The 13,121-nt window shown below is 33.4% G+C and carries 26 protein-coding genes; all 26 read left to right on the top strand.

The genetic code is table 4. From position 1 onward, the window contains the following. Positions 1 to 27: 27 nt before the first annotated feature. The 26 genes from rplB to rpmF are packed head-to-tail and all read left to right on the top strand — an operon-like array spanning position 28 to position 12,800. Positions 28 to 873, top strand: a complete 846-nt coding sequence (rplB, locus tag FJR74_RS02130) for a 50S ribosomal protein L2 (protein WP_140914904.1) — start codon at positions 28 to 30, stop codon at positions 871 to 873. Next, positions 873 to 1,148: a 30S ribosomal protein S19 gene (gene rpsS / locus FJR74_RS02125; protein WP_027122892.1), complete on the top strand. Its 276-nt coding sequence runs from the start codon at positions 873 to 875 to the stop codon at positions 1,146 to 1,148. Before rplB ends, rpsS begins: the two co-directional genes overlap by 1 nt. A 3-nt stretch (positions 1,149 to 1,151) precedes the next feature. Further along, a complete protein-coding gene (rplV, locus tag FJR74_RS02120) occupies positions 1,152 to 1,547 on the top strand; it encodes a 50S ribosomal protein L22 (protein WP_140914903.1) in 396 nt (131 codons plus the stop codon). Next, positions 1,547 to 2,281 carry a 30S ribosomal protein S3 gene (gene rpsC, locus FJR74_RS02115; protein ID WP_140914902.1) on the top strand — a complete coding sequence of 245 codons (735 nt, stop codon included), beginning with the start codon at positions 1,547 to 1,549 and terminating at the stop codon, positions 2,279 to 2,281. Before rplV ends, rpsC begins: the two co-directional genes overlap by 1 nt. Next, positions 2,259 to 2,702 (top strand): 50S ribosomal protein L16, encoded by a 444-nt coding sequence (rplP, locus tag FJR74_RS02110; RefSeq protein ID WP_140914901.1) that lies wholly within the window; start codon positions 2,259 to 2,261, stop codon positions 2,700 to 2,702. Before rpsC ends, rplP begins: the two co-directional genes overlap by 23 nt. Before the next feature lies 1 nt (position 2,703). Continuing rightward, a complete protein-coding gene (gene rpmC / locus FJR74_RS02105; RefSeq protein WP_140914900.1) occupies positions 2,704 to 2,904 on the top strand; it encodes a 50S ribosomal protein L29 in 201 nt (66 codons plus the stop codon). Further along, entirely contained in the window at positions 2,904 to 3,188 is a 285-nt protein-coding gene (gene rpsQ / locus FJR74_RS02100; protein WP_140914899.1) for a 30S ribosomal protein S17, read from the top strand. The genes rpmC and rpsQ overlap by 1 nt, the downstream gene beginning before the upstream one ends. Then, positions 3,181 to 3,549: a 50S ribosomal protein L14 gene (gene rplN / locus FJR74_RS02095; RefSeq protein ID WP_140914898.1), complete on the top strand. Its 369-nt coding sequence runs from the start codon at positions 3,181 to 3,183 to the stop codon at positions 3,547 to 3,549. Before rpsQ ends, rplN begins: the two co-directional genes overlap by 8 nt. A 2-nt stretch (positions 3,550 to 3,551) precedes the next feature. Continuing rightward, positions 3,552 to 3,887, top strand: coding sequence for a 50S ribosomal protein L24 (gene rplX / locus FJR74_RS02090; protein WP_140914897.1), 336 nt, complete (start codon positions 3,552 to 3,554; stop codon positions 3,885 to 3,887). A 17-nt stretch (positions 3,888 to 3,904) separates the two neighbouring features. Beyond that, positions 3,905 to 4,471: a 50S ribosomal protein L5 gene (gene rplE / locus FJR74_RS02085; RefSeq protein ID WP_140914896.1), complete on the top strand. Its 567-nt coding sequence runs from the start codon at positions 3,905 to 3,907 to the stop codon at positions 4,469 to 4,471. 11 nt (positions 4,472 to 4,482) lie between these two features. Beyond that, positions 4,483 to 4,668 (top strand): type Z 30S ribosomal protein S14, encoded by a 186-nt coding sequence (locus FJR74_RS02080; RefSeq protein ID WP_140914895.1) that lies wholly within the window; start codon positions 4,483 to 4,485, stop codon positions 4,666 to 4,668. A 2-nt stretch (positions 4,669 to 4,670) separates the two neighbouring features. Further along, positions 4,671 to 5,084 carry a 30S ribosomal protein S8 gene (gene rpsH, locus FJR74_RS02075; RefSeq protein ID WP_036476098.1) on the top strand — a complete coding sequence of 138 codons (414 nt, stop codon included), beginning with the start codon at positions 4,671 to 4,673 and terminating at the stop codon, positions 5,082 to 5,084. A 14-nt stretch (positions 5,085 to 5,098) separates the two neighbouring features. Beyond that, positions 5,099 to 5,638 (top strand): 50S ribosomal protein L6, encoded by a 540-nt coding sequence (rplF, locus tag FJR74_RS02070; protein WP_140914894.1) that lies wholly within the window; start codon positions 5,099 to 5,101, stop codon positions 5,636 to 5,638. A 21-nt stretch (positions 5,639 to 5,659) separates the two neighbouring features. After that, complete coding sequence (rplR, locus tag FJR74_RS02065; RefSeq protein ID WP_140914893.1) at positions 5,660 to 6,013, top strand: 50S ribosomal protein L18; 354 nt, start codon at positions 5,660 to 5,662, stop codon at positions 6,011 to 6,013. A gap of 11 nt (positions 6,014 to 6,024) precedes the next feature. Beyond that, positions 6,025 to 6,642, top strand: a complete 618-nt coding sequence (gene rpsE / locus FJR74_RS02060; protein WP_241860262.1) for a 30S ribosomal protein S5 — start codon at positions 6,025 to 6,027, stop codon at positions 6,640 to 6,642. A 17-nt stretch (positions 6,643 to 6,659) separates the two neighbouring features. After that, on the top strand, positions 6,660 to 7,094 hold the full coding sequence (rplO, locus tag FJR74_RS02055; RefSeq protein WP_140914891.1) for a 50S ribosomal protein L15: 435 nt from the start codon (positions 6,660 to 6,662) through the stop codon (positions 7,092 to 7,094). Beyond that, entirely contained in the window at positions 7,094 to 8,563 is a 1,470-nt protein-coding gene (secY, locus tag FJR74_RS02050; protein WP_140914890.1) for a preprotein translocase subunit SecY, read from the top strand. Before rplO ends, secY begins: the two co-directional genes overlap by 1 nt. Further along, positions 8,557 to 9,267, top strand: coding sequence for an adenylate kinase (locus tag FJR74_RS02045; protein WP_140914889.1), 711 nt, complete (start codon positions 8,557 to 8,559; stop codon positions 9,265 to 9,267). Before secY ends, FJR74_RS02045 begins: the two co-directional genes overlap by 7 nt. Beyond that, the gene (gene map / locus FJR74_RS02040; protein ID WP_140914888.1) at positions 9,258 to 10,010 is read left to right on the top strand and encodes a type I methionyl aminopeptidase; all 753 of its coding nucleotides are present in this window, start codon (positions 9,258 to 9,260) and stop codon (positions 10,008 to 10,010) included. The genes FJR74_RS02045 and map overlap by 10 nt, the downstream gene beginning before the upstream one ends. Next, complete coding sequence (gene infA, locus FJR74_RS02035; protein ID WP_140914887.1) at positions 10,010 to 10,225, top strand: translation initiation factor IF-1; 216 nt, start codon at positions 10,010 to 10,012, stop codon at positions 10,223 to 10,225. The genes map and infA overlap by 1 nt, the downstream gene beginning before the upstream one ends. 11 nt (positions 10,226 to 10,236) lie before the next feature. Further along, positions 10,237 to 10,350, top strand: a complete 114-nt coding sequence (rpmJ, locus tag FJR74_RS02030) for a 50S ribosomal protein L36 (RefSeq protein ID WP_002881082.1) — start codon at positions 10,237 to 10,239, stop codon at positions 10,348 to 10,350. Between the two features lie 5 nt (positions 10,351 to 10,355). Beyond that, positions 10,356 to 10,724, top strand: coding sequence for a 30S ribosomal protein S13 (gene rpsM / locus FJR74_RS02025; RefSeq protein ID WP_140914886.1), 369 nt, complete (start codon positions 10,356 to 10,358; stop codon positions 10,722 to 10,724). 2 nt (positions 10,725 to 10,726) lie between these two features. Next, complete coding sequence (gene rpsK / locus FJR74_RS02020; protein WP_140914885.1) at positions 10,727 to 11,101, top strand: 30S ribosomal protein S11; 375 nt, start codon at positions 10,727 to 10,729, stop codon at positions 11,099 to 11,101. 37 nt (positions 11,102 to 11,138) lie between these two features. Beyond that, positions 11,139 to 12,185 carry a DNA-directed RNA polymerase subunit alpha gene (locus tag FJR74_RS02015; protein WP_140914884.1) on the top strand — a complete coding sequence of 349 codons (1,047 nt, stop codon included), beginning with the start codon at positions 11,139 to 11,141 and terminating at the stop codon, positions 12,183 to 12,185. Beyond that, positions 12,185 to 12,550 (top strand): 50S ribosomal protein L17, encoded by a 366-nt coding sequence (gene rplQ, locus FJR74_RS02010; RefSeq protein WP_140914883.1) that lies wholly within the window; start codon positions 12,185 to 12,187, stop codon positions 12,548 to 12,550. The genes FJR74_RS02015 and rplQ overlap by 1 nt, the downstream gene beginning before the upstream one ends. A 52-nt stretch (positions 12,551 to 12,602) precedes the next feature. Further along, positions 12,603 to 12,800, top strand: coding sequence for a 50S ribosomal protein L32 (gene rpmF / locus FJR74_RS02005; protein WP_140914882.1), 198 nt, complete (start codon positions 12,603 to 12,605; stop codon positions 12,798 to 12,800). The last annotated feature ends 321 nt before the right edge of the window (positions 12,801 to 13,121 follow it).

Below are 13,121 nucleotides of genomic sequence, written 5' to 3'. Positions count from 1 at the left end.
AATATTTTTAAGAACGGAGAAAACATTATGGCTATTAAAAAGTTTAAAGCATATACCAATGGTCGCCGTAATATGTCTTCTCTTGATTACCAAGCTAACTTAACTGGTCACGCTCCAGAAAAATCATTGTTAGTTGCTCTTCCAACACACTCAGGAAGAAATAATCAAGGTAAAATCACAACCCGTCACCACGGTGGTAGATTAAAAAGATTCTACCGTATTGTAGACTTTAAAAGATACAAAGACGGCATTCCAGCAGTAGTTAAAACTATTGAATACGATCCAAACAGATCGGCAAACATTTCATTAGTTGCTTATGCTGATGGTGAAAAAAGATATATTATCAGCCCTAAAGGTATTAAAGTTGGACAAGTTATCTTATCAGGTGAAAACGTGGATATTCAAATCGGTAACCACATGCCTTTAAAAAACATGCCTGAAGGTACATTAGTTCACAACATCGAATTACAACCAAAACAAGGTGGAATCATCGCTAGATCAGCTGGTGCTTCAGCACAAATCTTAGGTAAAGACGAAACCGGAAGATACGTAATTCTAAAATTAAAATCTAACGAAGTTAGAAAAGTTCTAGGCATTTGCCGTGCAACTATTGGTGAAGTAGGAAACGAAGAACACTCATTAGTAAACATCGGTAAAGCTGGTAGAAACAGATTAAGAGGAATCAGACCTACCGTTCGTGGTTCTGCAATGAACCCTAACGATCACCCTCATGGTGGTGGTGAAGGTAGACAACCTATTGGTAGAAAAAGTCCTATGACTCCATGAGGTAAAAAAGCGCTTGGAGTTAAAACAAGAGCAACCAAGAAAGCATCAAACCAATTCATCATTAGAAGAAGAAAGGAAAATAAATAATGGCTCGTTCACTAAAAAAAGCTCCATTTGTTGATGATCACTTAATGAAAAAAGTAGTGGCTATTATTGAAAATAAAGCTCCAAAACGTCCAATTAAAACCTGATCAAGACGTTCAACCATTTACCCTGAATTTATTGGATTAACATTCCAAGTTCACAATGGACACGCATTCATCGACGTATTCGTTACAAACGACATGGTAGGACACAAATTAGGAGAATTCTCACCTACAAGAACCTTCAATGGTCACGGTGCAGATAAAGGAAAGAAATAGTTTATGGCTTCATTAAATAACAAAACTGTGCATGCATCAGTTAACATGCAAAGAATTAGCCCACGTAAAGCAAGATTAGTAGCAGATTTAATTCGTTACAAATCAGCTAACCAAGCATTAGTGATCTTACAAACAACCAACAAAAAAGCTTCTCAAATTATCCTTAAACTTCTACACTCAGCAATTGCTAACGCAACAAACAATGCTGGACTTGATGCAACAAAACTTTATGTTTCAAAAATTCTTGTTAACGACGGACCTACTTTAAAAAGATTCCAACCTCACTCACAAGGTAGAGCATATCCAATTTTAAAAAGAACAAGTCACTTCTACATCGAAGTATCAGAAATCGCTTCAGCTGAAGAAATGGCAGAATTATTAAGTAAAGGAGATAAATAATGGGTCAAAAAGTTAATCCAAATGGATTCCGTTACGGTATTACTAAAAACCACAACACAACTTGATACGCTGACAAAAAAGATTTCTCAACTTTACTTTTAGAAGATCAAAAAATTTACGACTTCTTTGATAAAAAAGTTCGTGAATACTTAATTGGAAATGTTCAAATTAAAAGAGACCAAACTGGTCACATTATGGTTTACGTATACACAGCTAAACCAGCAGCATTTTTAGGAACCAACGGTGAAAACGTTAAAGCTTTAACCGCTGAACTTAAAAAAGCTATTAGAAACAGAAATGCAAACATCACAATCGAAGTGATTGAACTAAAAAACCCTGATTTAAATGCAAGACTTTTAGCTGAAGGTATTGCCGTTAAATTAGAAAACCGTGGAAGCTTCAGATTAGCACAAAAATTTGCAATTAAAAGCGCTATGAAAGCTGGAGCTAAAGGTATCAAAACTTCAGTATCAGGCCGTCTAAATGGTGTTGATATGGCTAGAACCGAAGGATATACCGAAGGTGAAATGAAATTACATACTTTAAGACAAGATGTTGATTACGCTGTTACAACAGCTAAAACCACTTACGGTATCTTAGGTGTTAAAGTTTGAGTTTCTCTAGGAGAAATCTTAGGTGATGATGCTCAAGCAGAAAACGCTTTAGAAGAAAAAACAAGAGAAAGAAAACCAAGAAAGGGCGGTGAAAGACATGCTTCAACCAAAAAGAACTAAACACAGAAAAATGTTCCGTATCCGTCACGACAAGGTAAAAGCTCACAGAAATAACACCGTTTCATTTGGCGAATTCGGATTAAAATCAACTAGTTCAGCATGAATTAGCGCTCGTCAAATCGAAGCAGCCCGTATTGCCATTACTCGTCGTATGGGTCGTGAAGGGAAAGTTATCATCAAAATCTTCCCACATATGTCAAAAACAAGTAAACCTATTGGTGTTCGTATGGGTTCAGGTAAAGGTTCACCTGATCAATGATTTGCAGTCGTTAAAGAAGGAACAGTTATGTTCGAAGTTATGGGTAACACAGTAGATACCATGAAAGACGCCCTAAGATTAGGTGGTCACAAATTACCAGTTACATGAAAAATCGTAGCTAAAGAAGTAACCGAAAATAAAGAAAACAAGGAGGCTTTATAATATGTCTTATACAGAATTAAAAGAAAAATCAGTTAAAGAATTACAAACTTTATTAGCTGATTTAAAAGCCGAATTATTCTCATTACGTTTTAAAAACGCAACCCGTCAATTAGACCAAGTTCACAAAATTCAATTAGTTAAAAAAGATATTGCTAGAACCTTAACCGCATTAAATGCTAAAAAAGAACAAGGAGATAAATAATGGAAGCTCAAGTTAGAGAAAACCGTCGTAAAACTTTAGTTGGAACCGTTGTATCAACTAAAAACGACAAAACTATCACCGTTGTTGTTGAAACTTATGAAAAACACCCTCTATACTCAAAACGTTTCAAAAAATCAAAGAAATTCGCTGTTCATGATGAAAGAAACGAAGCTAAAATCGGGGATGTTGTTAAGATTCAAGAAACAAGACCACTTTCAAAAACCAAACACTTTAGATTAGTAGAAATCAAATCTCACGCTATTGGAGGAAACGAAAATGCTTAGTGAATTTTCAAGATGTAATGTAGCTGACAACTCAGGTGCTAAAGAAGTTATGATCATCAAAAACTTAGGTGGATCTATCGTTAGATCAACTAACATTGGTGACGTTGTAGTTGTTACAGTTAAAAAAGCTATTCCTAATGGTATGGTTAAAGAAGGTCAAGTTGTTAAAGCAGTTATCGTTAGAACTAAAAGAGGATTAGCTCGTGATAATGGTTCATACATCAGATTTGATGACAATGCAGTTGTTTTAATCAAAGAAGATGGATCATTAAGAGGAACTCGGGTATTTGGACCAGTTGCACGTGAATTACGTGACAAAGGTTACTTAAAAGTTATTTCATTAGCTCCGGAGGTTTTATAATTATGTCTCAAGCTAAAATTAGAAAAAATGATATGGTTTTAATTATCGCTGGTAAGGATAAAGGTAAATTTGCTGCTGTATTAGCGACTGATACTAAAAACCAAACTGTTACTTTAAAAGAAGTAAACATGAAAACCAAACACCACAAACCTTCTCAAGAAAACCAAGAAGGTAAAATTGAAAGAAAAGAATTTCCAGTTCACGTTTCAAACGTTGCCTATTTAGCTAAAAAAGGTGCTGAAGGACAACACTCAGTTGGAACAAAAATTGGATGAAAAGTTGATAGCAAAACCGGTAAAAAACAAAGATTCATGAAAAAAATTAACAAGGCTATCTAGTAAAGGAGATTATTATTATGGCAAAAACTGAAAAATTAGCATTAGAAAAGAAATACTTAGAAGAAATTCGTCCAGCGCTAGTTAAAGAATTTGGTTACACCAGTGTAATGCAAGCTCCAAAACTAGAAAAAATTGTTATTAACATGACCGCCGGTAATGAAGTATCAAACTCAAAAGCTATCGAAGAAGTTATGGTTGAACTAGCTCAAATCGCTGGTCAAAAACCATACCAAACCACCGCTAAAAAATCATTAGCATCATGAAAATTACGTGAAGGCATGCCAATGGGTGGAAAAGTAACATTAAGACGTGAAAAAATGTGAGCATTTTTAACAAAATTAATCAATGTTGCTTTACCACGTGTTCGTGACTTTAACGGTACATCAACAAAAAGCTTTGACGGACGTGGTAACTACGCCCTAGGTATCAAAGAAGAAATCATTTTCCCAGAAATTTCATTCGATAAAATCCGTAAATTAAAAGGTATGGACGTTATCATTGTAACCAATGCAAAATCAAACAAAGAAGCATTTGCATTATTGAAACATTTAGGTATGCCTTTTGCTAAAGGTAACAATAACTAAGGAGATTAAGCATGGCAAGAAAAGCATTAATGGTTAAAGCTGAACGTGAACCTAAATTTGAAGTTAGAAAATACACACGTTGCCAAATTTGTGGACGTGTTCACGCAGTTTTACGTAAATATAAAATTTGTAGAATTTGTTTTAGAGAATTAGCACACGAAGGAAAAATTCCTGGTGTAAAGAAAGCGAGCTGATAATTATGGCTATTATTATTGATCCGATTGCAGATATGTTTGTTAGAATGAGAAATGCTATTTCACGTAAATACCACGAAGTAGTTTTACCTCACTCAAACAAAAAAGAAAGAATCTTAGAAATTATGAAACGTGAAGGTTACATTACTAACTTTGAAGTTGTTTCAGAAGAGGGAAAACCATTCAAACAATTAAAAGTTACCTTAAAATACAAAGGAATGAACCAAAACCAATCAGCGATTTCAGGATTAAAAAGAGTATCTAAACCTGGTCTAAAAGTATATTCATCATCTGAAAAATTACCACGTGTTCTAAGTGGATACGGTACAGCAATCATCTCAACATCTAAAGGTTTATTAACAGATAAAGAAGCAAGAAAAGCTAACGTTGGTGGCGAAGTAGTTGCTTTCATCTGATAATAAGGAATTAAATTATGTCTAGAATTGGAAAAAGAGTTTTAGCAATTCCTGCCGATGTTGAAGTTGAATTAACAAACAATCACATTGTTGTTAAAGGTAAATTAGGACAATTAGAATATACATTCTCACCATTAATTAAAGTTGTAGTTGAAAATAACGAAATTAAAACTCTAAGATCAAATGAAGAAAAAACTACAAAAATGTTACACGGTACAACCAATGCAAATATTAAAAACATGCTAATTGGTGTTTCACAAGGTTACAAAAAAGAAATCGAAATCAAAGGGGTTGGTTACAAAGCCACCCTTAAGGGAAATGAAATTGAAATTATTGCTGGTTACTCACACCCAGTAAACGTTACACTACCTTCAAATTTAAAAATTGAAGTTCCAAAACCAACTAACATTGTTATCTCAGGAATTGATAAACAAGCTGTTGGTGAATTCGCTGCTAATATCCGTGACATCAGACGCCCAAGCCCATACTCAGGTAAAGGTATTATGTACAAAGATGAAGTTGTTAGACGTAAAGAAGGAAAAACTGCTGCTAAGTAGTTATATAAGGAGAAATAGATTATGTTATCAAGAAATTTAAAACGTAAAGCAAAACACTTAAAAATTACTAATAAATTAGCTAAAGGTACTGCATCTACTCCTCGTGTAGTTGTTTATAAATCATTACACAACTTCTATGCACAAGCAGTAAATGACCTTACTCACACAACTATCGTATCTTCATCAACTAAACAATTAGCAGAAAATCAAAGAGGAAACAACATTGAAAGCGTTAAATTAGTTGCTAAAGCATTTGCTGCTAAATTAAAAGAAGCAAAAATTGAAAAAATCGTTTTCGACCGTTCAGGTTACATTTACCACGGAAAACTTGCTGCATTTTGCGATACATTAAGAGAAGAAGGGATTAAATTCTAATGGCTGAAGAAATGAAAAAGAACGTTGAAGAACAAGCTTCTGCTACTAAAGTAGTTGCTTCATCACGTAAAGAAGATAAAAAAGCTGAAGGTGCAAAAGTACGTACCGACAGAAAACCAAGACAATTTGTTAAAAGAGAAGTTCAACCTAAACAATACGAAGAAAAAGTAATTGATATTGCTCGTGTTACAACTGTTGTTAAAGGTGGACGTAGATTCTCATTCTCAGCATATGTAGTAGTTGGAGATAAAAAAGGTAAAGTTGGATTTGGACACGGAAAAGCAAACGAAGTTCAAGATGCAATCAAAAAAGCAGTTAAAGACGCACAAAAGAATGTTTTCTCAGTTCCAGTTGTTAATGGAACAATTCCTCATGAAATTCATGAAAAATTCCTAGCTTCTAGAGTACAATTACGTCCAGCTCCTAAAGGTGCCGGAATTATTGCCTCAAACACTGTTCGTGCTGTAGTTGAATTAGCAGGTTACACTGACATTTCAACCAAAACTTATGGTTCAAGAACCAAACAAAACATTGTTCACGCTACTATCAATGCTCTTAAAAAAGTTAGAACAGTTGAAGATATTGCTAAATTACGTGATATCGATGTAAAACACTTATTATCTAAATAATTTAAGGAGACAAAAGTATGCAATTAAATAATTTAAAAGCTACTCCAGGTGCACGTAAAGCAAAACACCGTGTAGGTCGTGGTCACGCAGCTGGTAAAGGTAAACAAGCAGGACGTGGACAATCAGGTCAAACTAAAAGAAGTACAGTAAGAATGGGATTTGAAGGGGGACAATTACCTCTATTCAGAAGAATACCAAAACGTGGATTCAACAACGTAAACCATGTTGAATACCAAGTTGTAAACCTTTCAGACTTAGAAAGAGTTTATGAAAACAATGAAGTAGTTTCATATGAAACACTTGCAGAAAGAAATTTAATCAAAGGTGCATTACCAGTTAAAATTTTAGCTAAAGGTACTTTAACTAAAAAACTTAATGTACAAATTCCTACACTTTCACAAGCTGCTAAAGAAGCTATTGAAAAAGTCGGAGGAAAAATCGAGGTTAAATAATGGCTAAAAAAACTAAGTTAGAAAAGGACGTCGAAGCAGAAAGAGTTGAGCGCAAAATTGCCATCGACAAATTCTTTAATGACAAACGTAATACGTGAAACGAATGATGAAAAAATCACGATCTTTTAAAGAAGATTATTTTCACTTTGTTTATTATTACTCTTTTTCTAGCCGCAGGAACTTTAACCATTCCTGGAGTTAATTTAGCTAACCCCGATAAACTTACCCAAGGAGATTTCTTTGGGATTCTAAACTTAGTAGGTGGTGGAGGACTGAGACAGTTCTCCATTGTCGCTTTAGGGATAGGTCCGTTTATTTCATCAAGTTTGGTTATGATGATTTTACAAACAAAGGCCTTTCCTGCTATCCATAGGTTAAGCCAATCAGGTCCGCAGGGCCGGATTAAAATTAACTTCATTACTTATGGAGTAACTTTTGTTTTTGCGGTTATTCAAGCTTTATTAATCACAAAAGCATTAATTAACCCACGTCAAGGGTTTGGAATTACTTTTTCGCCTGAACTTGTTAAGATGTTAGGGCCTAAAGGCACATTAGCATACGAATATTTCATCTTACCAATGATTTTGGTAGCTGGTTCTTTCTTTACTTTATTTTTAAGTGAACAAATCACTAATAAAGGGGTAGGAAACGGAACAAGTTTAATCATTTTCGTTGGGATTGCCAGTGCTTTAATTCCAACCTTTAAACACGCATTCGAATTCTATATGCCATCTGCTGCACAAAACAACATTGTTTTACAAGAAGTTGTTAACTATTGTGTTTACATCTTGGCTTATTTACTAACAATATTTATCGTTGTAATCTTTACTATTGCTGAAAGACACATTCCAATTCAACAAGTTGGAGCCGGCCTTTCAAAAAACGAAAAAGAGTTAAGTTATTTACCAATCAAAGCTAATCCGGCCGGACTAATGAGTATCATCTTCGCTATGATGGTCTTATCAGTTCCAACGATGATTGCAAATATGATGGATCCTAACACAAGTAAGTTTTATGTTTGAGTATATGCTAATTTACAATTTACCCAACCCTTAGGATTTTTCTTATTTGTTATTATTACTTTTGGATTAACTATTCTATTAGGTATTCAACAATCTAAAATCGATAAAATTAGTGAAGACTTTGCAAAAAGCAGTACGTTCATTCCTGGTGTTAGACCTGGTGAACAAACTGAAAACTATTTGTTAAATATTGTGCTTAGATTATCATTTTTCTCATCTGGCTATTTAATTATCTTGGGTATATTACAATTTGTGCAACAAATGTTTGGTATGCCTGCCTCAATCGCTTTTGGCGGTACCAGCATTATGATTTTAGTTTCAACAGCTTATGAAACTGTACAACAAATTAAAGCTAGATACAAATCACAAGAATTAGCAAGAAAGAGAAGAATGATTCGTGAACTTAAAGAAATGTACGGAGAGGAAGAAGAAGATTTAATATGATAGATCATTCACAAAAATCATGTAATTGTAATATCGCTAATACAGAACATGATTCAAAACCTAATTTAATCTTTTTAGGAGCGCCTGGAGCTGGTAAAGGTTCAATTGCTTCTTTATTGGTTAAAGACTTCGGTTACTTTCAACTTTCGACCGGTGATATGTTCAGACAAGAAATTAAAAACCAAACTGAAATCGGTCTTGAAATAAAGTCAATTTTAGATTCTGGTAAATATGTTGATGATTCATTAACAAACCGTTTAGTTGAGACAAGATTAACCACATTAGTAAGCGAAAATAAGCCATTTATCTTAGATGGATACCCACGTACAATCGAACAAGCAAACTTTTTGCAAACATTATCGCAAAAAAGTATTAAAATTGGAAAGGCTATTTTATTAAAAATAACCCAAGAGCAAATTATCGATCGTTTATCAAAACGTAGAATTTGTCCAAGTTGCAAAACTATTTTTCACTTGGAATCATTTCCTCCTCGTGATGGTAAGTTTTGTACTAAATGCGGCACTGAAGTAATCAAACGTGTCGACGATGAACCCGAAGTTATTATTAAACGTTTAAAAGTTTATGAAGAACAAACTAAATGTTTAATTGATTACTATCGTGAAAAAGGTATGCTAATTGAAATCAATAGCTACCAAGAATTCGAAAAAGTGTATAGCGACGTAAAGAAGGCTTTAGGATGATCATAATTAAGAATCAACAAGAGATTCAAAAGATCAAAAAAGCCTGCGCTATCTTGGCAGAAGTCAAAACAGTATTGTGAGACTTCATAAGTCCAGGCGTTTCTTTAAAAGAGATTGATAGCGTCGCTTTTAAAGAAATAAGAAAAAGAGGCGGAAAACCAGCATTTCTAGGTCAATACGGGTTCCCCGGAACATGCTGCATTTCTGTTAATGACGAATTAATTCATGGTATTCCTAGCGACTATCGCCTAAAAGAAGGAGATATCGTTAAAATCGATACTGGAGTTATTTGAGAAGGATATTATTCAGATTCTGCCTTCACAAAAGGTGTTGGTAAAATCTCAAAAAAAGACGAAGAATTAATTCAAGTAGCTAAAGACGCTTTCTATGCCGGCTTTAATTCGATTAAAGTAGGCAAACGCATTGGTGATATATCAGCCGCAATTGGTGATTTAATTAGAAAAAGAGGTTATTATACCCCTGATGAATATTGCGGACACGGCATAGGTCGTTCACTACATGAAGACCCATACGTATTTAATGATGGTATGCCAAATACCGGGCCAGTTATTCGTAACGGTATGGTAATATGCATCGAACCAATGATCTTACAAAAATCAAAGAATGTACTAGTCAAAGAAGACGACTGAACAGTATATGATCCATTTCATTTAAATACTGCACATTACGAACAAACAGTTTTGATCGATAATGATCAAGCATACATTCTATCAGGAGACAACATTTAATGGCAAAAGACGCAATCAAAATGTCAGGCAAGATTACCAAAATGCACTCAACTAAAGATTATGATGTTTTATTAGAAAACGGCATCACAATTAAAGCCTTTATCTCTGGAAAAATGTCATTTCACAATATTAAAATGATTCCAGGCGATCAGGTTGATGTTGAGTTAAGTCCTTATGATATGACTAAAGGTAGAATTGTCTTCAGACACAAATAAAAGGAGAAAACATGAAAGTAAGAGCTTCAATCAAGCGTATTTGCAAAGATTGTAAAATAATCAAAAGACACGGTGTTAATAGAGTAATTTGCATTAACCCTAAACATAAACAAAGACAAGGATAATTAATATGGCCAGAGTTTTAAACATTGAAATTCCAAATAATAAAAAAGTTCGTATTTCTTTAACCTACATTTTTGGAATCGGTGAAACATTAGCAGCTAAAATCTTGGCTGATGCTAATGTTGACGGTGAAAAAAGAGTTAAAGATTTAACAGAAGAAGAATTAACACGTATCAGAGATGAAGCTAAAAAATACACCACCGAAGGTGATTTAAGACGTGAAATTAACTTAAACATTAAACGTCTAATGGAAATCAAATCATACCGTGGTATTAGACACAGAAAAGGACTTCCAGTTCGTGGTCAATCAACCAAGAAAAATGCAAGAACTAGAAAAGGCCCAAGAAAAACAATAGCAGGAAAGAAAGGTAAATAATAATGGCAAAGAAAAATAAAAAAGTTGTAACCCAAGGGATTGCACACATTCACTCAACCTACCAAAACACTATTGTTTCATTTTCAGATCTAAAAGGTAATGTATTTGCATGAAGTTCATCAGGTGCAATTGGTTACAAAGGCACCAAGAAAAAAACCCCATATGCAGCTGGGTTAGCAGCACAAGCAGCTGTTGAAAAAGCTAAAGAATTTGGTTTAAAAGAAGTTTCTATCTTAGTTAAAGGTGTTGGACCAGGTAAAAGTACAGCTAGAAAAGCAATCGAAACCAGTGGATTCATAATCAGAGAAGTTAAAGACGTAACACCTACTCCACATAACGGTACTCGTCCTCCCAAAAAAATTCTTAAAAGAGCATAATCGAGATAAGAAATAGTAAACAATAAGGAGAGACAGCATGGAAAAAATCCAAAAAATTACATACAAAGAATTAGTAGCTGAAAAAACAAATGATTTTAACACAACTTTCGTTATTGAACCTTTAATGCGTGGTTTTGGTAACACTATCGGTACTGTAATTAGAAGAACTTTATTATCTTCAATTACATCAGTAGCACCATTCGCAATTAAAATTAATAACGTTGAACACGAATTTCAAACTATTAGTGGCATTAAAGAAGATGCAATCACTTTAGTTGCTAACATTAGAAAAATTCGCTTCGTTTATACCCCGGAATTATTTGAAAAAGAAAATTTAGCAAAAGTTTCATTCAAAACTAATAAAGAAGGTGAAGTTTACGCTTCAGAAATCGAAAGCATTCCAGGTCTAGAAATTGTTAATAAAGACCAATACATTGCAAACATCTCTAAAGGTGGTTCACTAGAATTTGATTTATTCTTACGTACTGGTCGCGGCTTTATTGATTTTGAAGAAAATAAACACGTAATCGATGAATACGGACCTAAATTAGAAAGTAAAATCAAAAAAGGTCAATACTTAGCAATTGACTCTGACTTTAGCCCAATTAAAAAATGTGGTATTTCATTTGAAGATTTAAACAGCTCATCAAAAACAATCGAAGAACGTTTAAAAATTCATGTTGAAACCGATGGTACAATTGAAGCTAAAGATGCAATGGAACAAGCAGCTAAAATCATTGTAGCTCACTTCCAAATTATTGGAAACATTGATGCTTTAGAAACTATTGAATTATTTGACGAAAATAAAGAAAAGAAAGAAAAAGCACCAAAATCTTCTATTCCTATTGAAAAATTAAACTTAACTATCAGATCATTAAATGCTTTAAGACGTTCAGGTTACACCAGCATTGATGAAATTATGAAATTAAGTGATGAAGAACTATCTAATATCAAAAACTTAGGTAAAAAATCAGTTCAAGATATTATTGATAGAAGAAGAGAATGAGCTTCAAAAAATGAAGGAAACGATGGCGAAACTATCGAAGTTTTAGAATCAGATACTAATGAAGAAGGAGAAGAATAATGGCAAATCCAAAACAACTATTTCGTAGAAATACTGAATGATGAAACCATGTGGAAAGATCATTAGTTACTGATCTATTAATTCACGGTCAAGTAAAAACTACATTAGAAAGAGCTAAAAGAATCAGATCTAATGCAGAAAAAATGATTACTTTAGGCAAGAAAAACACCCTAGCAAGTCGTAGACAAGCAGCTAAATTTTTAAGATTAATCCCTTCAATGCAAGAAGGTAAAGACTCATTACAATATTTATTTGACGTATTGGCACCTAAATACCAATCACGTAACGGTGGATACACAAGAATTATTAAAGTTCAAAACCGTCAAGGTGACAACGCTAAAATGGCTGTTATCCAATTAGTTTAATTAATTAACTAATCAACCAATTTAATATTTTAAACATAATAAGGAGACAAAAATGGCAGTAGTTCCAAAGAGAAAAACCTCTAAACAAAGAAAACACTTAAGAAGAAGTCACCACGCATTAACAGCTTCAACATTAGTTGAATGTAAACAATGTAGACAACAAATAATTCCTCACCAAGCATGTAAATATTGTGGTTTTTACAAAGGCGAAAAAGTCTTAAAAAACGCTTTAAACGACAAAATTAAATAATTTTTATTAAACCAATTCATAAAAGAGTTCCTAAATCATGGGAATTCTTTTTATTTCGCAATTTTTTTAGGTTAATAATATAGTCATATAAAGTTTTTTTGGTAGCTTTTTGTGAATAAAAATCACATCTAAAAATTGTTAATAAAAAAAATAAAAATATTTGTAACAGAAACAAAAAAGTGTGTATAATAGTAAATGTACCATTTAAAACAAGTGGTGCTGAGATAGTTCTTTGAAAACTGGATACGAATACCATAACGTCAATTTTTAATAATTACAAAATAACAAAAATACACCAAATCAACTTTATTTAAGAGTTTG

The organism is Metamycoplasma neophronis, from assembly GCF_006491995.1.
GTDB classification, from domain to species: Bacteria; Bacillota_I; Bacilli_A; order Mycoplasmatales; family Metamycoplasmataceae; genus Metamycoplasma; species Metamycoplasma neophronis.
This window is presented reverse-complemented; position numbering and strand designations above follow the sequence as displayed.